Below are 25,254 nucleotides of genomic sequence, written 5' to 3' on the forward strand. Positions count from 1 at the left end.
ATGTGTAGCTCAACATAAATGATTGACTTTGCCAAAAAAATTCCTCCAACTTCTGTAATGCTTACTTCTTCTCTAAATAAGAAGTTTTATAATTCATTCATATCGACCAGAATATATCTGGTATCCTCTTCTGCAAGCTGCCTGATCTCTTCTGAAAAACCTTTTGCCGAAAACAGAAAGAAATACTTTGCATCAATTTTTGCCTGCTTCATACTCTTTAACAATTCTTCTTTCATCTCCATGGTAAATTCCGGCTGATTCCAGTTACAGTATCCGACAATATTCTCCCGCACAGAGTTCTGTGCAATAATGTCGATATTTCCTTCTTTTCCAATCCATGTTCCCATCTTACTGATCTTCATCGGAAGTTTTCCAATCAGATTCAAAAGTCCTACATATTCCATGCATACTTCCTTGAAATAGCGTTCCAGATATTCGTCGATTCCCGATGTGATATACGCATCGTAGAACTGTTCCGGACTCATCATATAAAGTTCGGAAAGATGTGGATACACAAAACGGAACCAGAAATTCACATAATTATCCTTAATACGATAGACACCTTTTTTCGTGTTTTCCCATCCACCTGTCTCAAAAGAGGTCTCCTTTTCCACAATATGGAAGGTTCCGAGATTCTTCATGTACACACTGATTTTTGCACGCGAATAGCCGGTTTTTAAATGAAGTTCATTTAACTTATCATAACCGCTTGCAATATAATAAAGAATCGTCTCATACACAGACAGTTCCCGCAGTTCTGCCGCGATCAGCTGCTCTGCCGCCCGGTGCATATAACCATTCCGATTTAAAATATTTCTGCATATATTGGTTTTCAGATCCACGCGCTGATCCCAGTGGTTGATATAGCCTGCAACGCCGCCGATAACACCGTAAGTTCTGATACAGTCACTGACCTGATACTGTGGAAATGCACGTACCACCTCTAAGAAATTCAAAGGATTAATCTTAATCTTTCCATCGATTCTTTCGCTCTGCTCACCGAGTGTTGCAGGCATCTCCTGTTCCACCCATGCAACCGAAGAACTGCACAAAAGGATCAACACCGGTCCCGGATAAAGACGTTTCATTCTTAATTTTTCAATGCTCTCCATAAAAGAGGCATCTTTTTTTGCGATCAATTGAAATTCATCAATCACAACCACAAGTTTTGACGCATCTCCACTTTTGATCCGGTTAAAAAATTCGTCATAGCTGTGCTTTGTAATATTCGCCGAAAACTTCTGCCGGATTTCTGCCTCCATCTGATTTCTCTGTTCCTGTTCCGATGCCTGTCTGCTGCGATAATAAAAGTACTTCTTATTTGAAAGAAACGCCTTCAATAACTGTTCTTTCTCAGAATCTGTCCGTCCATACAACACATAGAGCTGATTTCCACTCTTCTCATAAATTGTCTCAAGCTCTTTTAAAATGGATGTCTTCGCTACCATAAGAAACCTCCCATTTCTATCTGTTTGTTCGTTACCCTCAATATAGTAAAAATTATATCATTTTTTAACTTTTACGACAACCCGGTTCTTGCCATATAAAAAGATACATAAGAAATGACCGGAACAGCATTTTACTGTTCCGGTCATTTCTTTACAGTCCACACATCTGTGATACGGACTTTTTAAATCGCTATGATGTTCTTTCTTATTTCTTTGTGATGTAACCCTGTGCTTTTAACAGCTCTGCGCAGAGCACTGCACCACCTGCTGCACCTCTGACGGTATTGTGGGATAAACCGACAAACTTCCAGTCATAAACGGTGTCCTCTCTCAGACGTCCGACAGAGATTCCCATACCGTTCTCGAAGTTGACATCCAAGGAAATCTGTGGTCTGTTGTCCTCCTCTAAATACTGGATGAACTGCTTTGGAGCACTTGGAAGATTTAATTCCTGTGGAACTCCACTGTAGTTTCTCAATGCTTCGATCAACTGTTCTTTGGTTGGTTTCTTTTTGAATTTTACAAATACGGCTGCGGTATGTCCATTTAATACCGGAACACGGATACACTGGCATGTGATAACCGGAGATGCTGCAGGAACAATCTCTTTCTTCTCATCATCAATGTGTCCCCAGATCCGAAGCGGCTCTTTCTCGGATTTTTCTTCCTCACCACCGATGTATGGAATGATATTTCCAACCATTTCCGGCCAGTCTTTGAACGTTTTTCCTGCTCCGGAAATTGCCTGATAAGTAGTTGCCACTACTTCGTATGGCTCAAACTCTTTCCATGCGGTGAGAACAGGTGCATAAGACTGGATGGAGCAGTTTGGTTTTACAGCAACGAAACCGCGCTTTGTGCCAAGTCTTTCTCTCTGATATCTGATCACTTCCATATGTTCCGGATTGATCTCCGGTACGACCATCGGCACATCCGGTGTCCATCTGTGTGCACTGTTGTTGGATACAACCGGTGTCTCTGTCTTAGCGTATTCTTCCTCGATCTTTTTGATCTCTTCTTTTGTCATGTCCACTGCGGAGAAAACAAAATCTACTTCTGCAGCAACTTTTTCTACTTCGTTGACATTCATGACAACGATCTTTTTTACTGCTTCCGGCATTGGAGTATCCATTTTCCAACGATCACCAACTGCCTCTTCATATGTCTTACCGGCACTTCTTGGGCTGGCTGCAATCGTTGTCACCTCAAACCATGGATGATTCTCCAACAGAGAGATAAATCTCTGTCCTACCATACCTGTTCCACCAAGAATACCTACTTTTAACTTCTCACTCATTGCCTAATCTCCTCGTCTTTCCCTGTTCGTTCGAAGAACCGTCCCCTGTTACCCTGGCTCTTTTCATTCATGACAATCGAATATCCGCGGATCGTACGTCCTATTGTTTGTCCGTCTATCGCGAACAGATGTCGTTATAGTGAATATATTATGCTATTTTTCTCAAAAAAGCAATGGTCTATTTTGTAAAAAAATGTCATCTTTCCGGGTATTCTTTGTGCATTTTTTACAATAACGTTTTACCGTGTTAAAGTTTCCTTTTTTCCAATCCTCTGCAAGATATGCCTTTTCTGCCTCGATCACTTTCTCCATGGCTGCCTTTCCCGGCGCCCCGATCGTCAATCGGTTATTCACGCATGTCTCCATGGAAATCTCTTCATATATATCTTCCTCAAATACCGGACAGATAGCCTTTAACTCGTCTAAACTCATATCGTCGATCGCAATTCCGCGTTCAATACAGTAGAGAACGATTTTTCCGATAATGCCGTGCGCATCACGGAATGGAACACCATGTTTTACCAGATAATCTGCTGCATCGGTTGCATTGGTAAATCCGTTGTTTGCGGACAGACGCATTTTACCCTTATTAAACTTCATGGTTGCGAGCATTCCGGTAAATAATGCAATACATCCTTTGACGGTATCCATGGCATCAAAAGACAGTTCTTTGTCCTCCTGCATGTCCTTGTTGTAGGCAAGCGGGATTCCCTTCATCGTGGTAAGTAATGACATTAAAGCGCCATAAACACGTCCGGTCTTGCCGCGCACAAGCTCTGCGATATCCGGGTTCTTCTTCTGAGGCATAATACTGCTTCCGGTACTGTAAGCATCATCAATCTCGACAAACTGATATTCATTGGAGTTCCAGATAATGATCTCCTCGGAAAATCTGCTCAAATGCATCATGATGGTTGCACACGCGGACAAAAACTCGATCAGGTAATCACGGTCAGACACACCATCCATACTGTTTAATGTCGGTCCATAAAAGCCTAACAGTTCTGCAGTATATTCACGGTCCAAAGGATAGGTTGTTCCTGCTAATGCACCGGAACCGAGCGGACAGTAATTCATTCTCTCATAAATATCGTGCAGTCTCAGACGATCGCGTTTAAACATCTCAAAATATGCTCCCATATGGTGCGCCAGTGTGATCGGCTGAGCCTTCTGCAGATGGGTAAATCCCGGCATGATCGTCTCGGTATTTGCCTCCATGATCTTAAGGATTGTCTCTAATAATTCTTTTAAAAGATCATCCGTATGTAACAGTTCGTCTCTTGTATACAATCTCATATCAAGTGCAACCTGATCGTTACGGCTTCTTCCGGTATGCAGTTTCTTTCCGGTATCTCCGAGACGGTCAATCAGATTTGCCTCCACAAAACTGTGGATATCCTCGTATTCTGAAGTGATTTCAAGCTTGCCGCTCTCCACTTCATCGCGTATCTCTTTTAATGTGCGGACAATATCGTCTCTCTCCTGCTCTGTCAGAATGCCCTGTTTTGCGAGCATTGTCACATGCGCAATACTGCCTTCAATATCCTGCTTATAAAACTTCCGATCAAATGTAATGGACGCATTAAAATTATAAACAAGCTGATCTGTCTCCTTCGTAAAACGTCCTCCCCATAACTGTGCCATGGTGTTTTCCTCCTTTATATAGTCCTCTTATTGATTCTTCAGGGCAATTTCCCTGTCTCTCTGATTTTTTGAAAAAACACATCCGCAATAATACTGCCGGTACATGCCATACTGCTCGGATAATTCCACAGAACGCTTGTATCCATTCTTCTTCTTAAAATCAGAATTTAAATATGCAATGCCGTATTCTTCCGCCAGGGCATCTCCTATCTCATTGAGCTTTTCTGCATTTTTTAACGGACTGATGGATAAAGTCGTCGTAAAATAATCCATCTGCATTTTTTTTGCAAGCTCTGCCGCCTCCCGCAGTCTTAATTCATAACACAGGAAACAGCGTTCACCGCCCTCCGGGCAGTCCTCAAGTCCTTTTGCCATCTCATAAAAACGCTCTTTCTCATATGCACCCTCCACAAAGTGGATCGGATATTTCACCGGAAGTTTTTCAATAAACTTCTGCTGCTCTGCCACCCGCTTACGATACTCCTCCTCCGGATAAATATTCGGATTATAATAAAAAACAGTAATTTTAAAATAATTTGAAAGATATTCCAGGCAATAGGAACTGCACGGTGCACAGCAACTGTGTAAAAGCAGCGTCGGCACACGGTTTTCGCGCTCGTTTTTTTCAATGGTCTGTTCTAATATTTTTTGATAGTTTACTTTGTTCATATTAGCGAATTTCACCTTAAAGTGCAAGCCAAAAGCTGTTTTGCCTTCTCCTCCCATGTATATTTTTGTTTAAATTCCACGTAAGCATTGTTCTGGATATCTCTGCACAGCGCATGGTTTGTAAGAAGTTCCGCCGCATAATCCGACAAAGTCCTGATGTCCTTCAGTGAATACATGCAAACCTGCTCCCCGTCTTTTAAAATCCGTTTCAGATACGGATTCTGATCTGTCAGAACAGTGCAATGATTCGCCATACCTGCAAAAATGCGGTCATGTGCCCCATGATTAAAAAATGGCGACACATTTAACAGCACATCCGCATGGGCGATTTTCTCAAATGACAGTCCAAACACCACCGCTTTTTCTCTCGTCACATAAGCTTCGTTGCAGCTTTCATACTTTTCCCAGCCCTCGCCGACTAAGCGCACCGGTATTTTTGCTCTCACAAGTTCATCCACCGCCGCCTTGCGGAAATAATCGCGGATAAATGCATCCACCGGATACATTGCATTCATAAAAAGTGAAAACTTATCATCCGGCAATTTCTCGCCGTGCGCCTTTAAAAGCTGCCGGAATGCCTCCTCCATCGGAAGAATCGGGTCTTCGATGCGCATTTCGATCAGCTCTTTCATATAGGACCGCAGCGGTTCCGGGGACAGATCGACCATCTCGTAAATTTTGTCCGGTCTGTCATACGTTCCCATGAAAAGAACGGTGTCTGTCTCCGTCTTTTTGCCTCCTGTCACTGCCTCCGTAGCCCCAAGCGGCATGGTAAGTGTTTTCTTTACTCTCGGATAGTATCGTTTTACATATGCCTCCTGCGCCTCATCCAGAAAAATTCCATTCAGATTTTTCAGGTCAGCATTCAGACAGTTATAATGAAATAACGGATGATCTAAAATATAATCAAAGAATGGGCCATCCAGTTTATCAAGCACCGGTGTTCCGTCCTCCTCCACCATCCTTGTGATCGTGGAATTAAAATCTAAAAGCAGACGGTATTTCTGCCCGTAAAGCGGTTGAAACACCGCATCCAGATCATCGTGTTCATCAAATTCACACACCTGCACATCAAAACCAAGATTCTCAAAGGCATCTGCCATCTGGTTTGCAAAAAAACTGCTCGACTGATAACAGATCTCTCTCGAACTAAATACAATGATTTTTTCTTTTTCCGACATAACATTGATTCCTTTTTCAGAAAAAGACTGCCGCCGGGAAATCGCTTCCACTGTGCAGCAGCCTTCTGTTTTCTACTCTCTGATAAATTTTAAAGATAAAATTCCAACTACATAAACCAGTGCGCATAACACCATAAAAACCAGTTTTCCGCAAATCGCACCAGCTATGATCTGTACCAGCACAACCAGACCATGCAGCCAGATTGGAACATCGTGCAGACAAACCGCGATTCCTGCCTCTAACACAATGATGAGACACACCGGAACCACCGGAATCCTAAGTGCAAGAATGCTCACCAGAATTGCTGCAAGAGCAACTACGATCACTCCAAAAAGGAGCAGATACTGTTTATTATCCTCATAAAAAGCAAGTACCGGATTCTGCTGTCTGTGTCTGAACTTCTTCTTGGACTTCTTCGCATTCGTGCGCTTGAAATCCTCCACTACAACATTCTCCTGCTTATTCTCATTCTCTGCCATTTAAAAATCCTCCAAAAATATTGCTAAATATAAACGTGACCTCATTATATCAATTCCATTTCAAAAGAACAAGTAATTGTGGAAATATTCTTTTTTTTCCTATATAATGAGGCAGAAAATAAGAAAGGCATGGTTATGAATATGAACAATAAAAACTGGGTTTCCGTGTGGGGAAATGCCGTATCCATCGCAGAACACCACCCGGAAGCTTACGCAAAATACATTACATTACGTTATCCTGTATACATTCCATTTGACGGAGACACTCTCCGCTTTACATTTGATAATTACTGCGGAAGCGAGGCCGTTACTGTCACAAGAGCCACTGTTTCTGCAGCCACTTCCCCTGTTTATGAAAAAATGCCGCTCGCCTGTCCATGCAAAAAGGAAACGATCTGCGACATCACTTTTTCAAAAAACGAGTCCGTGACCATGGAAGCTCATCAGACCGCAGTCAGCGACCCGGTTTCATTTCCGGTCAAAAAGGGAATGACACTCACCGTAAGTCTTTATTTTGCTGATTTTACCTTAATGCAGTCCGCTGTTCTTGTGACTGGACCACTTTCCAAAGGATTTTTCTCCCTCGGCGACCAGACACACGCCGATGCCCTTCCAATGGACACGACCAAGACCACAAACTGGTTTTATTTTTTAAGCAATATCGAACTGATGACCGCTGAGGAAAACCATACAGTCATCTGCTATGGTGACTCCATCACCGCCGGTGCATGGCCGGACTACCTCACACTTCTGGCAAGGCAAAACCCGGACAACCACACGGCATTTATCAGACGTGCGACCAGCGGTTCCCGTGTACTGCGCCAGTATGAGTGCATTACCTATGATTCCTATGGGTTAAAGGGGACAAATCGCTTTCCACATGAGATTCCGACTACCGGGGCTGATACCGTGATCATCCAGCAGGGAATTAACGACATTATCCATCCGATCGGCATTGAAACAAATCCGTTCCGCCCGATGAGTGACCTGCCGACTGCAAAGGAACTGATTGACGGTTACCGCTATTACATAGAGGAAGCGAAGAAATTACATTTAAAAGTCTACATGGGCACTCTGCTGCCGATCTTTGGCTGGCGCACTTACGCAACCTTCCGCGATGATCTGCGCAATGAGTTGAATGCGTGGATCCGTTCTGCGAAAGAAATCGACGGATGTATCGACTTTGATCTGGCACTGCGCGGAAGCGAGAATCCATCCGCATTCCGGGAAGGCTTCGACAGCGGCGATCACCTGCACCCAAGCAGCAAAGCCTATCAGGCGATGGCAGAATGTGCATATGAGGTTTTACGGAAGTAAATGCGTGGAATATCTCATTGTATGTTATAGGAAAAGGGACGACCATCTTACAAGTCGTCCCTCTTCTACTTAAAATTAAGATTGCGAAACTTGTCGCACATTGTTATAATATCGACAGGGAAACCAAAGAGCCGGGCGGCTTACCCTCCTACTTCGGAGGGGTCAACCCTCCAGACGCAAGAAAGGAGGGCGTTGCCAATGTATATTACATACTCTGATTTGATTCAGACAGGAATATTCATTTGCGCCCTTGTGAGTCTGTGCTATAAGATTTTCAAGGACAAAAGAAAATAGCCGCCACTATTCCCAGTAGTGACGGCTGACCTCATATAAAGGTTAGTAACTCATTGCTTAGAGGGTAGCCGCTCCTTTGGCTTCCCTTTCTGTTTTCAATATAACACATCAAAAAACTTTTTACAACATCAAAATTCTTTGCCCGTTTTGCAATCTCCAAAAGAGAGTTTCAAATCGCAGTTCAAATTCATTTAATCCCAGTCAACGGCATCATGGGGAACTGTTCCATTTTTTGCTATGCTCTTATCTGCCCTCTCTATAGCTTCTATTTCGTCCGGAAGCGGTACATTTTCTGGTATAAACTTAACAACAACATTGTAAAGCGTTTCTATATCTTCTTCCGACACCAATTCAATGAGACCTTTCAACATTTCTTTGGTCATTTTGCACCTTCTTGTGTATTTGTTTGTAATCTTTGTGTATCATAATTTCAAAAAAATAAACCGACTCATGGTCGATTTATCCTTAGTAGCACTTTTACAGGAATCTCCTTTCCTGTGTGCAAACATTTGTTCTGATTACTATTGATCCCCTAAAATCTCGGAAGCCTTAATTTTACTAGAGTTTCAGAAAGCCAATAAGGGGACTCGAACCCCTGACCCACGCATTACGAATGCGTTGCTCTACCAACTGAGCCATATTGGCATGACGAATCAGTCACGAAAACTATTATATCGGATTTTAAAAAAATTGCAACTATTTTTTTCAGAAATTTACAGAAACTCTATTGACATTTTATTTATAGAATATAAAATGTTTTATAGTTTGTTTATTATTAGTAAACTTTTTGTAACCATTCAGTATTTTTCAGGATTGGAGGCATGCGGTATGGATATTGGGAAACGAATGAAAGAACTTCGTATTCAATATGGACTGACGCAGCAGGAACTTGCCGACCGTTCGGAGCTTACCAAGGGATTTATCTCCCAGCTGGAACGCAACCAGAACACACCGTCGATCGGAACACTGCTCGATATCATTCAGTGTCTCGGAACAACACCGGCAGAATTTTTTACCGATGAGGAACCGGAACAGATCGTATTTAAAAATGAAGACTTTTTCACGAAGGTGAATGAAGACAAACATAATATCATTGAATGGGTTGTTCCAAATGCCCAGAAAGATTCCATGGAACCCGTCAGATTAACCTTGAAAGCAGGTGGATCTTCCGACATTATGCAGCCCCATTCCGGTGAAGAGTTCGGCTACCTGATCAAGGGAACCGTCAAAATATATTATGGTGGAAAAAGCCATGTGCTGCACGCCGGCGAATCCTTTTACCTGAAAGCCGGCAAAAAGCATTACATAGAAAATCCCGGCAGCCGCGATGCCGTATTGATCTGGGTATCTACTCCGCCAAGCTTTTAGATCACGATTGGTAGGATTCAGAAAGGAATTATGTTATGAGCAAAAAGCTAATCAATTTTGTCGATATTTCCAAGTCTTATGGAAACAATCTGGTACTTGATGAATTAAATTTATATATCCGCGAAAATGAGTTTATCACGCTCCTCGGTCCATCAGGGTGTGGAAAAACAACAACGCTCCGTATTTTAGGCGGTTTTGAGATGCCTGATAAGGGACAGGTCATCTTCGATGATGTCGACATTACCAGCCTGCCTCCAAATAAAAGAAATCTGAATACTGTTTTCCAGAAATATGCCTTATTTCCGCACATGTCGATCGCGGAAAATATTGCGTTTGGATTAAAAATCAATAAAAAGAGCAAAGAATATATCAACGATAAAATCAAATACGCATTAAAATTAGTGAACCTGGACGGTTTTGAAAACCGTTCCATCGACTCCTTAAGCGGTGGCCAGCAGCAGCGGATCGCAATCGCGCGCGCGATCGTCAACGAGCCGAAAGTGCTCCTGTTAGACGAACCACTCGGTGCACTGGACTTAAAACTGCGTCAGGATATGCAGTACGAGCTGATCCGCCTGAAAAACGAACTTGGAATCACTTTCGTTTACGTCACACATGACCAGGAAGAAGCACTTACCATGTCCGATACGATCGTCGTTATGAATCAGGGATACATCCAGCAGATCGGTACACCGGAAATGATCTACAATGAACCTACGAACGCTTTCGTCGCAGACTTTATCGGTGACAGCAATATCATCGATGGAACTATGATCCAGGACAAAGTCGTGGAAATCCTCGGTGTAAAGATTCCTTGTGTCGATGAAGGTTTTGGAAATAACACTCCGGTGGACGTTGTGATCCGCCCGGAGGATATTGAGATCGTAGAACCGGAAAAAGGATTTATGGAAGGTGATATCACCTCTGTGATCTTCAAGGGTGTCCACTATGAAATCGAGATTGTGGCAAACGGCTTTGAATGGCTTGTCCACACCACCCTGCTCCACAATGTGGGGGAGCATGTCGGAATCAATGTCATTCCATTCAACATCCAGATCATGAACAAACCGGAATCCGAAGATGAGGAGGCAGTGGAGATCGATGCGTAAATCAGGAAGACAGTTATTCGCCGGTCCATACCTGATATGGATCATCGGTTTTATCCTCCTTCCGCTGGCAATGATCATTTATTATGCGTTCACTACCTCCGGAGGAACTTTTACTTTTGAAAATGTGGCTGCCATCGCAGATCCCGTGCATGTCAGATCCATCCTTTTATCCTTAAAGCTTGGTATAATCTGCACGATAGTCTGTCTGTTGTTAGCTTACCCGCTCGCTATGATTTTAAATGGCTTAAAAATCAAGCAGCAGAACTTTGTCGTATTCATTTTTATTCTGCCAATGTGGATGAACTTCATGCTCAGGATCTTAGCATGGCGTCTGCTGTTATCCAACAACGGAATTGTCAATGCAATCTTCCAGTTTTTTGGATTTGGCACCGTAAAAATGCTCAATACACAGACTGCCGTTGTATTTGGTATGGTCTACGATTTTCTTCCGTTTATGATACTGCCAATTTACAACTCCATGGCAAGAATCAAAAATGATGTCATTGAGGCAGCAAAAGACCTTGGTGCAAGTGACGCCATCATTTTATTCAAGATCATCATTCCGCTGACCTTATCCGGCATTATCAGCGGCATTATCATGGTCTTTGTTCCTGCACTGACCTCCTTTGTCATCTCTGACCTGTTAGGCGGTGGAAAGGTGCTTCTGATCGGTAACGTGATCGAGCAGGAATTTATGCAGGGAACCAACTGGAACTTGGGCTCCGGTCTTTCCGTTGTGTTAATGATTTTTGTCATCGCAAGCATGGCTCTCATGAATATTTTCGATAAAGACGGCGGAGGTACTGCGGTATGGTAAAAAAAGCTGCGTCAAGAATTTATCTTGCACTTATATTTTTATTTTTATATCTTCCAATTTTAGTGTTGATCGTCCTGTCTTTCAACAATTCCAAATCCCGTGTTGTGTGGGGTGGATTTACCTTAAAATGGTACGCAGAATGTTTTAAAAATGAGACGATCACAAATGCTTTTGTGACAACGATCCAGATCACACTCGCCGCTGCTATTATCTCAACGCTGCTCGGAACTCTGGCAGCGATCGGTATCAGCGCCATGAAAAAAAAGAATAAAGCGATCATGTTAGGTGCTACTAACATTCCGCTTTTAAATGCAGATATTGTAACCGGTATCGCAATGATGCTTTTATTTGTAAAATTTATAAACCTTGGCTTTGTCACGGTCCTGATCGCACATATCACCTTCGACATTCCCTATGTCATCTTAAATGTGCTTCCGAAATTAAATCAGGCAAACCGATACACTTACGAGGCTGCCTTAGACCTCGGTGCGACACCGCTCTATGCCTTTTTCAGGATCACATGGCCTGAGATCAAATCCGGTGTGTTCTCCGGATTTTTAATGGCAGTCACCATGTCGCTGGACGATTTTTCGATCACCTTCTTTACAAAAGGTGCGGGCGTCAACACACTCTCTACCATGCTCTACACAGAGCTCCGGAAGGGGATCCGCCCGGAATTATATGCTTTATCGACCATTTTATTTTTGATCGCCTTCCTGCTCCTTCTCGTGATGAACCACCGTTCTTCCTCCGAGGGAAAAGGTGCAAAACAGGCAATCTAGGAGGCAGCTATGAAAAAACGACTTGCAATGCTCTTTGCACTGTGCCTCATGACAGGTGTTCTCTCCTCCTGTGGAAAAGACTCCGGTTCCACTGAGACAACAAAGAAAGATGACAATACGCTTGTAATTTTAAATTACGGAAAATACATTGATGAATCTGTTCTTGATCAATTTGAAAAAGAGACCGGCATTAAGGTCAAATTAGAGGAATACGAAAGTCCTGAGGAAATGTATACCAAGTTTTCTGCAGGCTCCATCAATTATGATCTCGTCTGTACCTCAGATTACATGGTGGAGCGTCTGATCAACGAAGATCAGGTGTTAGAGATCAACTTTGATGATTTCGAATATTATAAAAATCTTGATTCATCCATTATTGAAGCATCACAGATTTTTGACCCGGAAAATAAATATTCCATGCCTTATTTTTACGGTACGCTCGGTATCCTCTACAACACGACGATGGTATCCGACGAGGAAGTATCCACCTGGAACGTTCTCTGGGATGAAGCATACAAAGACTCGATCATCATGCAGAACTCTGTCCGCGACAGCTTTACCCCGGCATTAAGACTATCAGGCTATGATATCAATACGACCGATGAAAATCAGTTAAATGATGCCCTTGATCTTCTGATCCGGCAGAAACCGCTCGTCTATGCCTATTATGTCGATGAGACCGGAGATGAAATGGCAATGGGAAATGCGGCGATGGCTCTTGTTTATTCCGGGGAAGCTGCTTACGCCATGGAATTAAATGATGACCTTTCCTACAGTGTCCCGGAAGAAGGCTCCAACCTCTGGATCGACTCCTGGTTTATGCCAAAATCCTGCCATAACACCGAATATGCAGAAAAATTTCTGGATTTTCTCTGCCGGGAAGACATTGGCATGCTAAACTTTGACTATGTTTATTATGCTACGCCAAATCTCGCTGTCAAAGAAAATTTAGATGAGGAAACATTATCCGACACAACGATTTTCCCGACAGATGAGACGCTTGCCAATTGTGAGGTGTATAAACAATATGACATCGACACGACAAAGTTATCGAATTATCTCTGGAAAAAATTAAAGTCCGAATAATAAAATTTTTCGAAACTTTTTTCTTTTCCTATTGTTTTTCCATTTTATCCATGATAAAGTAAATCCACGCAGTTCCCGATGCGTGGATTTTTTTATAACAGATGTTTGAATTTCCAGTCTGTTATCTGCATATCGTTTTATCATCCGACTGATACGGAATGTAATTGTTTTCCCAGGGCATCTGCCATTGGGAGGATTTTTATGACATATCAGGAATTCAAAGAAAATGTAACAACAGTCATTCAGAACCGGCTTGGTTCTAATGTGAAAGTGACGATTCAGGAGATCATCAAAAATAATGATACTCATTATGATGGTCTCACGATCTTATCCAATCAGCTGAATATATCCCCAACTATTTATCTGAACTTTTATTTTAAACAATATTTAAAGGGCAGATCCTTAGAAGAGATCTGCCATGATATTTTATCTGTTTATGAGGAGAACAAGCCGTCCGGAAATATCGATATCTCCTTTTTTACAAACTATGAGCAGGTAAAAAAACGTATTGTGTTTAAACTTATCAATTATGAACAGAATAAAAATTTGCTGCAAAAAATCCCTCACATAAAAATATTAGATCTCGCCATCATCTTCAATTGTCTTGTAGATGCTGACGAGACCGGAAATGCAACAATATTAATTTATAACCAGCATCTGTCTCTCTGGAATATCACCAAGGACGACCTCTATCATCTCGCCATGAAAAACACTCCTGCTCTCCTCACTTATGAACTGCGGGACATGTCAGATGTTCTGATCGAGTTAATGGCCGGTGTTCCCTGCAATTCCATGAAGGAAGAATTTGAATACATGGTTCCAATGTATGTGCTCTCCAACAAAAGCAAACTGAATGGCTCCGGCTGTATTTTTTACCACAACCTGTTGCATAATCTCTGTGAAAAACTAGAATGCGATCTCTATATTCTTCCAAGCAGTATTCACGAAGTAATCCTGATTCCTGCATACGACCATGATTCTTATGATGAACTCACCTCTATGGTAAAAGAAGTCAATTCTACACAGTTATCCAAAGAAGAGATTTTATCCGATCATGTCTACTTTTATTCCCGTGAGACTGGTCAGATTTCTATGTGATCACTTCTATGTAACTTTATTCAAAATCGGTAAGTTTTTCGTATAATGCTTCATATTTACCGGCAGAACGATTCCAGGAAAAATCCTGCTTCATTCCCCTCTGGATCAATCCATTCCAGTCTTTCTTCCTGTCACGGAAAACAGAGATGGCATAGCGGATTGTTCCAAGCATCTCATGGGCATTGTAATTTGCAAAAGAAAAACCGGTTCCCGTATGTTCATATTCGTTATACGCTTCCACGGTGTCTTTCAGACCACCGGTTTCCCTTACGATTGGCACGGTTCCATACCTCAGGCTCATCAACTGTGATAATCCACATGGTTCAAATAAGGATGGCATCAGAAAGGCATCGCAGGATGCGTAGATACGATGTGCCCGCTCCTCGGAATAACCGATCGTAGCCTGAATTTTATCAGGATATTTCTGTGTAAAATAGCGGAACATATCCTGATACTGTTCCTCGCCTGTTCCAAGCACAGCAAGCTGCACATCCTCGGTTGCCAGCAGTTCATCCATAATATAAGCCACCAGATCAAATCCCTTCTGGCTTGTCATTCTCGATACAATACCGATCAGCATGGTATTCTCTTTCACCGGAAGACCGAGTTCTTTCTGCAGTCTGGCTTTATTCAGCTTCTTGCCTTCCTGAAAATTCTGCTCATTAAAGTGATTATAAATATATCCATCTTTCTGTGGATCATATTCTTCGTAATCCAATCCATTTAAAATGCCATACAAATCATTTTTTCTGGCACGCAGCAGTCCGTCTAAGCCCTCTCCACCCTGTTCTGTTGTGATCTCACGGGCATAAGTCTCACTGACAGTCGTCACTGCATCCGCATAGACAATGCCACCCTTTAAATAATTGGCCTCCCCGTAAGATTCCAGTTTGTCCGCCGTGAAAATCTGTTCCGGCAGACCTGTGATATCCATAACTGCCGGAAGGCTCCAGCGTCCCTGAAACTTCAGATTATGGATGGAAAATACAGTCCTGATCCCCCTGTAATAATTCTCATCCCCATAAAGAGTTTTCAAGAATACCGGGATCAGACCTGTCTGCCAGTCATGGCAATGGATAATATCCGGACAGAAATCAAGAAACGGCAGTGCCTCTAAGACTGCTTTCGAGAAATATGCAAACTTCTCAATATCCTGATACAGTTCATTGTACGGCTTATCTCCGGCAAAATAAAATTCATTATCTACAAAATAATAGGTGATACCATCCTGTTTTGCTTCAAAAATGCCGGCATATTGTTTCCGCCAGCTCAAATTCACATAAAAATGACATTTAAAATGAAGCTGTCCCCTAAAACGTTCGTCCATGCACAGATACTTCGGTAATATGATGCGCACATCATACTTTTTCCTGTCAAAATACTTTGGCAGGGAACCCGTTACATCTGCAAGACCTCCTGTTTTGATAAAAGGAACAGCTTCTGAAGCAGCAAATAATATTTTTTTCATGTTATAAACCCTCCAAACCCCGAAATACTTCGAAATCTTAAGAATATTATAACTCTTTTTTTTCGCTCTGAAAAGCATTAATACATTTTGTATTCCAGCCGGATACGGTCTGTGATCAACGCGATAAATTCAGAGTTTGTCGGCTTTCCTTTGCCATTGTGAATGGTATAGCCAAACATCTCATCAATCGTATCCATCTTACCTCTGCTCCATGCCACCTCAATTGCATGACGGATGGCACGCTCCACGCGGCTTGAGGTTGTCTGGTATTTTTTTGCAATGGTCGGATATAAAATTTTTGTGATGGAATTTAACATATCCATATCATTGACCGACATGACAATGGCATCACGCAAATACTGATACCCCTTGATATGTGCCGGAACACCGATCTCATGAATGATCTCAGTCACATCTGCCTCAAGATTCTTCTCGCTGACATCCTCTGCCTTCTCGTAGGCATTCACCTTGCGCGGCTCCGTGCTCTTTCCTGTTTTTGCTGTCTTTGCCTTCTTGATCCGGTTGATCACCATGTCATTGTCAAACGGCTTCATAATATAGTAATCTGCACCTAATTCAAATGCATCTTCCGTAATTTTTTCCTGACCGATCGCACTGATCATAATAAACGTTGGATGTTTTTTGATTGTCTTATCATGATTCACACGGTCTAATACTCCAAGTCCATCTAATTTTGGCATTACAATATCAAGCAAGACAACATCCGGTTCCTTTGTCTTAATCACATTGTAAGCCTCTTCCCCATCTTTAGCAGTTCCAACGACATTGAGTTCCTCATCACTCTCGATGATAGCCCCCAATAACCGCAACATTCTCTCATTATCATCTGCGATTGCTACATTCAGTTTCTCCATGCTGGTCCTCCTGCTGACTTATTTCAAACATATGTAAAAGCCACGTCTTCCCTTTTCCTGGCAAATCTTTACATGTGTTATCAGCATACTCATTTTCCTCTCGTAAATTTTGTCGAACTTCGTCGGCAAGTGTACCAAAGGACTTTATTTTACAATTTCTTTTTTCATTCTACCATATTCTCAATAAAAATCCCATAGCCCATGGACGAATCTGAGACAAAGACATGTGTCACGGCGCCGATTATTTTTCCATCCTGAAGGATGGGACTGCCACTCATTCCCTGCACAATACCGCCTGTCATGTCTAAAAGCTGCTCATCCGTCACCCGGAATAGAATTCCTTTATTCGCCTCTCTTCCACTGTAATCAAGACTCTCTATCTCAATCGCATACTCTTTCTTCTCTCCGGTAAAACCACAGATGATCGTCGCCGGTCCCTGTTTAATATCCTGCTTGTAACAGATGTTATAGTAATCTCCACGCGGCAGTGCTGCAATATTCCCATCCAGTTTTCCATAAATACCAATGTCTGTATTTTCCTCGATTGTTCCAAGGCAGTCAGCACTCTGGTAACGGATCATTCCCGATAATTCGCCCGGATTTCCTTTTTGTCCTTTTTTCACTCCGATGATCTGTGCATTGTATACATAGCCTTCACTCATCTGGATGCGCCCGCCGACATCTCCATCGCTGACGGCATGCCCTAAAGCACCATAGGTTCCATCTTCTTTGTAATACGTCAAAGTTCCTATTCCGGCAAGATCATCACGCACCCATGCTCCTAGCATATACGTTCCATTTTTATTTTGTACGGGTGTCACACCAACCTCAACCTCTTCTCCCTTGCGGTTAATTTTAAGAATTTCTTTTTCTGCACCGTTCTGCTGTACCAGGCGCTGCAGATCCTCCTTCTCTGCAACCTTCTCCCCATTCACACTTAATATATAATCTCCGGCTTTCAAAATGTTCTCCGCAGGTGCAGCTTCACTTCCATCCGGCCGTTCCACTTCACTGGTACCGATCACGAGGACACCGCTTGTCTTCACATAGATGCCGATCGGCATCCCGCCTGCATAGACCGCATCTCCGTCCACAAGTACAACTTCTATATCTTTCACCGGAAAAATACCAAACAGGCGGCAGGTGACAATGTAGGACTGCCTCACATTGGCATTATTTGTGCTTTTTGCTACAGGCGAGTTGTCCTCCTGTATTTCCATTGTCACAGGCACCTGAAACCGGTAATCGATTGCTTCCCCTGCTTTCACATATATCTGATCCGGTATTGATTTTTCAAATGTATAGACCGCAAATAAAAATACGATACAATAACCTGCATATGCAATTCCACGAAAAAAACTTTTGTATCTGTCCATTTTTTATCTCCTGCACCCCAATGAATATCGGGCTATTTTCCTCGTCGCCATAACAATAGCATGCACGCCCTGCGGACATTCTATTGTCAAAAAAAAGAGTACATATACGCTATGTACCCTTTTATTATGTGTCTCTTTCTTTTTTTCAAACTGTCTTTTTCGTGTCAATTAATGGCATTTTTTCTGATGTGCAAGTTCTTTCATCTCTCTTGCACTCTCCCGGACTTTCTCTGTGATCTCCACACCGCCGAGCATTCTTGCCAGCTCGTCAATACTCTCCTCCCCGGAAAGACACTTGATCTTCGATACCGTGGTCTTATTTTCCACAGATTTTTCGATCAGATAATGTGCATCAGCCATTGCGGCGATCTGTGGTAAATGCGTGATACAGATGATCTGATGATTTTTTGCAAGCACATTCATTTTTTCCGAAACCATCTGCGCGGTGCGTCCGCTGATTCCACTGTCAATCTCATCGAAAATGAGTGTCTCGATTGCATCCTGATCTGCCAATACCGTTTTGATTGCAAGCATAATTCTCGAAAGTTCACCGCCGGATGCGACTTTACCCAACGGTTTTACGGGTTCTCCAGGATTGGTGGAAATCAAGAACTCCGGATCATCTGTTCCGTTTGCCGTATAGTCTGCGGTCTGTCCAAACTCCATCTCGAATTTCACATCTAAAAAGTTTAAGTCTTTCAATGCCTCTGTCACAGCACCTGTCAGTTTTTTTGCATATTTTTTACGGATTTTCGATACTTTATCACAGTATTTCTTTAAATCCTGCTCCGCATCTGCAAGTTTTTGCTTCAAATTTCCAATATACTGGTCAAAATCCTGCAATTGTTGCAATCGGCCTTGTTTTTCTCCAATTCAGACAATATATCTGCAATCGTGCTTCCGTACTTTGATTTTAAATGATTCAGCTCATCCAGACGTTTTTCCATCCGGTAAAACGTTTCATCGTCAAACTCCGTCTCGTCAATATAATCTGCAAGCTCACGATTAAAGTCATTTACAAGGTTATCGATTTCTAATAACTGCTCTTCCAGCCCTTTTACTTTTTCATCATATGCAGACGCCGCATTCAATTCCCGCAATGCCCTTCCGGTAAGTTCAGATACGTTGTCACTCTGATTTCCGGTATACTGATAGGCGGCATTCACCGCCTCCATAATCTTCTTTCCGTTGGAGAATTTCCGGTAGTCAGCCTCCAATGCCTCATCCTCGCCCTCTTTTAAGTCCGCATCCTCAATTTCTTTGATCTCGTATTCCAAAAATGAGATCTCCCGGAGCCGTTCTTCCTCGTCCACATCTGCCGCCTTCAGTTCTTCCAGCAGAGCACGGTAATTTTTGTAGGCTTCCCTTAACTTTTCCTTTGGATCAAAAATTTCTTCTTTTGCATAATCATCTAAGATTTCAAGATGTTTCTTTTTCGACAAAAGCGACTGATGTTCATGCTGTCCATGAATGTCGATCAAAATTGAGGCGATCTCACGCATTTTGGATGCCGGAACACTCTCTGCATTCACTTTTGCAACACCTCTGCCGTTGACGATCTTCCTGCTTAAGATGACTTCGTCATTCTCCGGGAACACGTCCAGCTCTCGTAAGAGTTCTTTCTGTTTTTCATCCGTCACAGAAAAAATAAGCTCCACCAACGCATAATCCGCATTTTCACGAAGCATCTCCTTCTGTACTTTTTCCCCTAACGCCAGATTGATAGAACCAATGATAATTGATTTTCCCGCACCGGTCTCACCGGATAAAATGTTTAACCCATTCCTGAAATCAACCTCTGTCTCGTCAATCAACGCCAGATTTTTCACATGTAGATTCTGTAACATATAGTCTCCTTCTACTCTCCCCAAAAGTATATGTTCTAATCTTCTACAAGCTTACGCAGACGACTCATCACTGCAATCGTGTCATCTACGCTTCGCACTGCACACATTATGGTATCATCACCGGCAATACAGCCGACGATCTCATGCAGATGCATGGCATCTATCGCTGCCGCAACTGCCATTGCCATTCCGGAAACCGTTTTGATCACCAGAATATTCTGCGCCATATCCATAGACACAAAAGCATCCCGAAAAACACGGGTATATTTTTCGGAAAGGTCTTCATTCGCCTCTGTCAGGGCAGCGTACTTCTGTCGACCATTACTCATAGCAACTTTCGTAAGTTTTAATTCCCGGATATCTCTGGAAACCGTTGCCTGTGTCACCTGATATCCTTCTTTCTGGAGATAATCGGATAACTCTTCCTGTGTCTCAATATCATGTTTTTTTATCAGTTCCAACATTTTTGTCTGACGTTTTGTCTTCATTTCCGGTCTGACCTCCTAAGCTTTGTGTTTATGTATAAGCTTTCATTTTTTTGCGCAGTATTTCCAGAAAGCTCATATTGTTGAGTTTACAGATTCTTGTTGTGGAATCTGCTTTCCGGATCAGAAACTTATCTCCAACCTCTAATCCCACAGCATTGTCCCCATCAAAGCTGACTTCCACTGTCTCGTCCTTCTGGGAACGTCTTTCGCCAATTTCGATCATCACTTCGTCTTCAGCACCGATCACAATACTTCTGGAATTCAAATTATGCGCATTGATTGGAGTGATAATGATCATGCTTGCCTTCGGATCGACGATCGGTCCGCCTGCGGACATATTATAGCCGGTAGACCCTGTCGGCGTGGAGATGATGATTCCATCTGCACGAAATGTATTCAGATATTCCCCATTGACAAAAACGATCAGATTTACCACTGACAGCGCCCCTGTCCGGTGGATGACGATATCATTGAGTGCCACTTTGCGCTCTGTCTTCTCACTCTGCTTGATTCCATAACCGCAAAGCATCATGCGTTTCTCAACGGTATAATGTTCTTCCATCAGTTCATCCACTGCTGTAAAAACATTTGACTCCTCCAGTTCGCAAAGATATCCGAGTGTTCCAAGATTGACTCCGATGAGCGCCATATTTTGTTCCACCAGTTTGGAAGCAGCCCTGATCAACGTACCATCTCCTCCTAACACAAGCACACACTCTGTCTCCGGTGCAACCGCATCAGCCTCAGGTGCTGCGTGTTTTGCATCATCTCCGGTACTCGTAAAGCACTGGCAGCTGCCACCCTTTTTTTCGATATACCCTTTGATCTCATTGGTCAGTTTTAAGTTTTTATCTTTGAATGCATTGGTGATAATCAAAAAATGTTTCATATTATTTGTCCAGTTCCCCATGTGCAGCCTCTACCACTGCATGAACATCAACGGATTCCTCTCTGCTGCCTTCGGCTTCTTTTCTGATATAGACAAGATACTCAATATTTCCTTCCGGTCCCTTGATCGGCGAATACTCCAGATTTAAAATGTGAAATCCAATCTCCACCGCATAATCGATCACTTTGTGGATGACTTCCTCATGAACCGCTTTATCCCTGACAACTCCCTTTTTTCCTACCTTTTCCCTGCCGGCTTCAAACTGCGGTTTAATAAGGCAAACCATCTCGCCATTATCGTTTAACAGCTCCCTTGCAGGTCCTAATACTTTGGTCAGAGAGATAAAGGAAACATCCACTGACGCAAAATCAAGGCGGTCTGCGATATCTTCCGGTTTCACATAACGGATGTTTGTCTTTTCCATACAGACAACCCGTTCATCCTGCCGCAGTTTCCACGCAAACTGACCATATCCCACGTCCACAGCATAAACTTTGACCGCGCCGTTCTGGAGCATACAGTCCGTAAAACCACCTGTGGAGGCTCCGATGTCCATACAGACTTTTCCCTCTAATGTGATACCAAAATGTGTCATGGCTTTTTCCAGTTTCAAACCGCCACGGCTTACATACTTTAAGGTGTTACCTTTTACCTCAATATTGGCATTCACGTCAAACGTAGAACCAGCCTTGTCCTCACGGTTATTGTCGACAAATACATTTCCCTCCATGATCATCGCTTTCGCTTTCTCTCTGGATGGCGCAAGTCCTTTATTTACAAGTAAAATATCTAATCTTTCTTTCATTCTCTCCGCTCTCTCTGCTCATTCTATTCATTATCTTAGAATCTTTTATTCTGTCACGTTCTGATACGCTTCTATCGTGCGCGCTATGATCGTATCCGCATCCAGACCGACTTCTTTTCGCAAAAGTTCCACATTTCCATGTTCCACGTATTCATCCGGAATTGCAATATTTACAATGCGGATATCTTTGCAGTTCTCATTATTATAAAACTCGGTCACATGCTCTCCAAATCCACCGCTGATCACGTTTTCCTCCATTGTGACGATCACTTTATGGTGTTCTGTAATGTACCTCAATGCGTCTTCATCCAACGGTTTTGCAAAACGCGCATTGATAATGCTGCACGGATATCCTTCTGCTTTCAATGCATCCCGGACTGCAACCGCAGTTTTTACCATTGATCCCAATGCAAATAATGCGATCCCGGATTCCCGGTAAATCCATTCACACTTTCCAATGCTGATCGGTGCGCGGTACTCTTTCAGTCCATCATATGCCTCACCTCTCGGGTAGCGTACTGCAACCGGTGTACCAAAATTCACTGCATATTTGATCATATCGGACAGTTCCCACTTATTCTTCGGTGCCATGATCGTCATATTCGGAATGGATGACAGATAGGAGATATCAAAAATTCCCTGATGTGTCTCCCCATCGCTTCCAACTAATCCGGCTCTGTCAATGGCAAATACCACCGGCAGATTCTGGATACAGACATCATGTAAAATCTGGTCGTATGCTCTCTGTAAAAAAGAAGAATACACCGCAAAAATCGGTTTCAGCCCAGCCGCTGCCAGCCCTGCCGCAAACGTCACTGCATGCTGTTCCGCAATCCCAACATCGAAAAACCGCTCCGGGAACATGTTATGAAAACGTTTTAATCCTGTTCCATCTGTCATTGCTGCCGTCACTGCCACCACTTTTTCATCCCGGTCGCCAAGCTTTCGCATGACAGTTGAAAAAATATCGGTATAATTTGCCTTCACTCTTGGATTCTTCGGAAGCCCTGTTTCAATATCAAACGGTTCTGTTCCGTGGAATCTTGCAGGATGTCTCTCTGCCGGTGCATACCCCGCACCTTTGTGTGTCATGACATGGATCAATACCGGTCCATCGATATGCGAAGCCTCTCTTAAAAGCTTCACAATTCCATGAAGATTGCCACCGTCCACCGGTCCTAAATACACGATTCCCATTTCCTCAAAAAACATTCCCGGAATCAGAAGCTGTTTGATTCCACTTTTTGTCTTACGTATTTTAGAGACCATTTTTTCTCCGTAAGGCATTTTATTCAGGGAATTTAACACATTTAATTTCAGATCCAGATAGGCGTCTGCTGTCCGGAAACCGGCAAGATACGAGGACAGACCGCCTACATTCTCTGAGATTGACATATTATTATCATTTAAAATAATAATAAAATTGGATTTGAGCCTTGCCGCATTATTGAGTGCCTCAAACGCCATTCCTCCGGTCAACGCACCATCTCCGATCACAGAGACCACCTTATAGTCCTCCCCTGTGATCTCTCTCGCCAGCGCATACCCAAGTCCTGCGGAAATCGATGTGGAGCTGTGACCGGTGTCAAAGCAGTCACATTCGCTTTCTTTCCGTTTTGGGAAACCGCTCATTCCGCCGTACTTACGCAGCCCGTCAAAACCTTCCCGTCTTCCGGTCAGAAGCTTGTGCGTGTAAGACTGATGTCCCACATCCCATATAATCTTATCTTTTGGAAGATCCAGTGCAAGATGCAGTGCCATGGTCAGTTCGACTACCCCCAGATTCGATGCCAGATGACCGCCTGTCACTGAAATCTTTTCTATTAAAAATTCCCGGATCTCAGAGGCAAGAATTTTCAGTTCTTCGTCTGTGAGGGATTTTATATCATTCGGTTGATTTATCTTTTCTAATACCATATCTGGTACCTCGATTTCTTACTTTCTTACGGAAACTCCAAAGTGAATCTCCGTTCTTTCTCCGCAGAGTTCTTATTTTTCTCTGGAAATTAAGTAAAGCAGCAGTTCATTCAAAAACTCATTCTTCACCACCAGCGAATCCATTCTTGCCACTGCGCTGTTTGTATACAATGCAACATCTTCCTTTGCCTTCTCAAGCCCTTCGAAGGACACATAGGTTGCCTTGTGGTTCTTCTCATCGCTGCCAATTGGTTTTCCTAACACTTCCAACGTACTTGTGACATCTAAAATATCATCCTGAATCTGGAACGCCAGCCCGACTTCTGTGGCTGCTTTCTCGATCGTGTTCTGTTCGTTTTTCGTTGCCCCTGCCAAAACAGCGCCGATGAGCATAGAGCTTTCGATGAGCGCTCCGGTTTTCAAACGGTAAATAAAATCAAGCTTTTCTTTTGTGATGTCGCCGGAATCCTCCGACTGCACATCCACAACCTGTCCTCCGACCATACCATAAATGCCCGCCTTTGTGGCAAGAATCTGCATGGCTTTTCCGATATTCCGGTTATCCGGTTCCATATCAAACGCCTTTGCAGCCGTTTCAAATGCATAATTCAACAGTGCATCGCCCGCAAGAATCCCCATCGCCTCGCCATAGACCGCGTGTGTTGTCTTTTTCCCTCTGCGGTACTCGTCATTGTCCATCGCCGGAAGATCATCGTGCACCAGAGAATAGGTATGAATCATCTCCATTGCCGCCATAAAAGGCTCGATCACTTTTGATTTTCCACCAAACAGACGATAGGTCTCCGACATCAACATCGGGCGAAGTCTTTTTCCACCGGCAAGAATACTGTAATTCATTGCCTCCATAATGGTCTTCTGCCAGCCCTCTTCCTCCGGAAGATAGCGTTTTATGATCTGTTCTATCTCATCTACTCTTGTCTGAATCTCTGCTCTAATATCCAACTCTGCTGCTCCTTCTTCCATTCCAGTTTGTTACAG

At 43.0% G+C, this 25,254-nt stretch carries 22 protein-coding genes, 1 tRNA gene and 1 pseudogene; 7 read left to right on the forward strand and 17 right to left on the reverse strand.

Going from position 1 to position 25,254, the window contains the following annotated elements; translation table 11 throughout:
• Positions 1–86 precede the first annotated feature (86 nt).
• From ROSEINA2194_RS11905 to ROSEINA2194_RS11930, 6 genes are all read right to left on the reverse strand, one after another.
• On the reverse strand, positions 87–1,448 hold the full coding sequence (locus ROSEINA2194_RS11905; protein WP_007887298.1) for an ATP-binding protein: 1,362 nt from the start codon (positions 1,446–1,448) through the stop codon (positions 87–89).
• Between the two features lie 205 nt (positions 1,449–1,653).
• On the reverse strand, positions 1,654–2,745 hold the full coding sequence (asd, locus tag ROSEINA2194_RS11910) for an aspartate-semialdehyde dehydrogenase (protein WP_007887304.1): 1,092 nt from the start codon (positions 2,743–2,745) through the stop codon (positions 1,654–1,656).
• 162 nt (positions 2,746–2,907) lie between these two features.
• Complete coding sequence (gene argH / locus ROSEINA2194_RS11915; RefSeq protein WP_007887306.1) at positions 2,908–4,389, reverse strand: argininosuccinate lyase; 1,482 nt, start codon at positions 4,387–4,389, stop codon at positions 2,908–2,910.
• A 27-nt stretch (positions 4,390–4,416) separates the two neighbouring features.
• Positions 4,417–5,058, reverse strand: coding sequence for an epoxyqueuosine reductase QueH (locus ROSEINA2194_RS11920; RefSeq protein WP_044927865.1), 642 nt, complete (start codon positions 5,056–5,058; stop codon positions 4,417–4,419).
• A gap of 11 nt (positions 5,059–5,069) precedes the next feature.
• Positions 5,070–6,239 (reverse strand): glycosyltransferase, encoded by a 1,170-nt coding sequence (locus tag ROSEINA2194_RS11925; RefSeq protein ID WP_007887309.1) that lies wholly within the window; start codon positions 6,237–6,239, stop codon positions 5,070–5,072.
• 72 nt (positions 6,240–6,311) lie between these two features.
• Complete coding sequence (locus ROSEINA2194_RS11930; protein WP_007887310.1) at positions 6,312–6,719, reverse strand: hypothetical protein; 408 nt, start codon at positions 6,717–6,719, stop codon at positions 6,312–6,314.
• Between the two features lie 135 nt (positions 6,720–6,854).
• On the opposite strand from ROSEINA2194_RS11930, the gene ROSEINA2194_RS11935 reads away from it, so the two are divergent.
• On the forward strand, positions 6,855–8,036 hold the full coding sequence (locus ROSEINA2194_RS11935) for a GDSL-type esterase/lipase family protein (RefSeq protein ID WP_044927868.1): 1,182 nt from the start codon (positions 6,855–6,857) through the stop codon (positions 8,034–8,036).
• Positions 8,037–8,521: 485 nt separating this feature from the next.
• Here ROSEINA2194_RS11935 and ROSEINA2194_RS11940 read toward each other — a convergent pair whose 3' ends face one another.
• Both ROSEINA2194_RS11940 and ROSEINA2194_RS11945 read right to left on the reverse strand, forming a co-directional pair.
• On the reverse strand, positions 8,522–8,713 hold the full coding sequence (locus ROSEINA2194_RS11940; RefSeq protein WP_007887324.1) for a hypothetical protein: 192 nt from the start codon (positions 8,711–8,713) through the stop codon (positions 8,522–8,524).
• Between the two features lie 189 nt (positions 8,714–8,902).
• Positions 8,903–8,975, reverse strand: a tRNA-Thr gene (locus ROSEINA2194_RS11945).
• Between the two features lie 183 nt (positions 8,976–9,158).
• On the opposite strand from ROSEINA2194_RS11945, the gene ROSEINA2194_RS11950 reads away from it, so the two are divergent.
• The 6 genes from ROSEINA2194_RS11950 (at position 9,159) to ROSEINA2194_RS11975 (ending at position 14,590) form a co-directional block, all read left to right on the forward strand.
• Positions 9,159–9,698, forward strand: coding sequence for a helix-turn-helix domain-containing protein (locus ROSEINA2194_RS11950; RefSeq protein WP_044927837.1), 540 nt, complete (start codon positions 9,159–9,161; stop codon positions 9,696–9,698).
• A 35-nt stretch (positions 9,699–9,733) separates the two neighbouring features.
• On the forward strand, positions 9,734–10,807 hold the full coding sequence (locus tag ROSEINA2194_RS11955; RefSeq protein WP_007887335.1) for an ABC transporter ATP-binding protein: 1,074 nt from the start codon (positions 9,734–9,736) through the stop codon (positions 10,805–10,807).
• Positions 10,800–11,624 (forward strand): ABC transporter permease, encoded by an 825-nt coding sequence (locus ROSEINA2194_RS11960; protein WP_007887336.1) that lies wholly within the window; start codon positions 10,800–10,802, stop codon positions 11,622–11,624. Before ROSEINA2194_RS11955 ends, ROSEINA2194_RS11960 begins: the two co-directional genes overlap by 8 nt.
• The gene (locus tag ROSEINA2194_RS11965) at positions 11,618–12,406 is read left to right on the forward strand and encodes an ABC transporter permease (RefSeq protein ID WP_007887337.1); all 789 of its coding nucleotides are present in this window, start codon (positions 11,618–11,620) and stop codon (positions 12,404–12,406) included. Before ROSEINA2194_RS11960 ends, ROSEINA2194_RS11965 begins: the two co-directional genes overlap by 7 nt.
• Positions 12,407–12,415: 9 nt before the next feature.
• Positions 12,416–13,492 carry an ABC transporter substrate-binding protein gene (locus ROSEINA2194_RS11970; protein WP_007887338.1) on the forward strand — a complete coding sequence of 359 codons (1,077 nt, stop codon included), beginning with the start codon at positions 12,416–12,418 and terminating at the stop codon, positions 13,490–13,492.
• A 201-nt stretch (positions 13,493–13,693) separates the two neighbouring features.
• On the forward strand, positions 13,694–14,590 hold the full coding sequence (locus ROSEINA2194_RS11975; RefSeq protein WP_007887340.1) for a DUF5688 family protein: 897 nt from the start codon (positions 13,694–13,696) through the stop codon (positions 14,588–14,590).
• Positions 14,591–14,606: 16 nt separating this feature from the next.
• On the opposite strand, the gene glgA is transcribed toward ROSEINA2194_RS11975, so the two are convergent.
• The 9 genes and pseudogenes from glgA to ROSEINA2194_RS12020 all read right to left on the reverse strand — a co-directional run bounded on the left by glgA (position 14,607) and on the right by ROSEINA2194_RS12020 (position 25,218).
• The gene (gene glgA / locus ROSEINA2194_RS11980) at positions 14,607–16,058 is read right to left on the reverse strand and encodes a glycogen synthase GlgA (protein ID WP_044927840.1); all 1,452 of its coding nucleotides are present in this window, start codon (positions 16,056–16,058) and stop codon (positions 14,607–14,609) included.
• 77 nt (positions 16,059–16,135) lie between these two features.
• Positions 16,136–16,933, reverse strand: a complete 798-nt coding sequence (gene spo0A, locus ROSEINA2194_RS11985; protein ID WP_007887342.1) for a sporulation transcription factor Spo0A — start codon at positions 16,931–16,933, stop codon at positions 16,136–16,138.
• A 164-nt stretch (positions 16,934–17,097) separates the two neighbouring features.
• Positions 17,098–18,309, reverse strand: coding sequence for a SpoIVB peptidase (gene spoIVB, locus ROSEINA2194_RS11990; RefSeq protein ID WP_007887343.1), 1,212 nt, complete (start codon positions 18,307–18,309; stop codon positions 17,098–17,100).
• A gap of 168 nt (positions 18,310–18,477) precedes the next feature.
• Positions 18,478–20,156: pseudogene (gene recN, locus ROSEINA2194_RS23580) on the reverse strand (DNA repair protein RecN).
• Positions 20,157–20,191: 35 nt separating this feature from the next.
• On the reverse strand, positions 20,192–20,644 hold the full coding sequence (gene argR / locus ROSEINA2194_RS12000) for an arginine repressor (RefSeq protein ID WP_007887370.1): 453 nt from the start codon (positions 20,642–20,644) through the stop codon (positions 20,192–20,194).
• A 28-nt stretch (positions 20,645–20,672) separates the two neighbouring features.
• Complete coding sequence (locus tag ROSEINA2194_RS12005) at positions 20,673–21,554, reverse strand: NAD(+)/NADH kinase (RefSeq protein ID WP_007887378.1); 882 nt, start codon at positions 21,552–21,554, stop codon at positions 20,673–20,675.
• On the reverse strand, positions 21,535–22,338 hold the full coding sequence (locus tag ROSEINA2194_RS12010; RefSeq protein ID WP_007887379.1) for a TlyA family RNA methyltransferase: 804 nt from the start codon (positions 22,336–22,338) through the stop codon (positions 21,535–21,537). Before ROSEINA2194_RS12010 ends, ROSEINA2194_RS12005 begins: the two co-directional genes overlap by 20 nt.
• 45 nt (positions 22,339–22,383) lie before the next feature.
• Positions 22,384–24,255 (reverse strand): 1-deoxy-D-xylulose-5-phosphate synthase, encoded by a 1,872-nt coding sequence (dxs, locus tag ROSEINA2194_RS12015; protein ID WP_007887380.1) that lies wholly within the window; start codon positions 24,253–24,255, stop codon positions 22,384–22,386.
• Between the two features lie 72 nt (positions 24,256–24,327).
• Positions 24,328–25,218 (reverse strand): polyprenyl synthetase family protein, encoded by an 891-nt coding sequence (locus ROSEINA2194_RS12020; protein ID WP_044927874.1) that lies wholly within the window; start codon positions 25,216–25,218, stop codon positions 24,328–24,330.
• Positions 25,219–25,254 lie beyond the last annotated feature (36 nt).

The sequence above is a fragment of the Roseburia inulinivorans DSM 16841 genome (genome assembly GCF_000174195.1).
Taxonomy (GTDB): domain Bacteria; phylum Bacillota; class Clostridia; order Lachnospirales; family Lachnospiraceae; genus Roseburia; species Roseburia inulinivorans.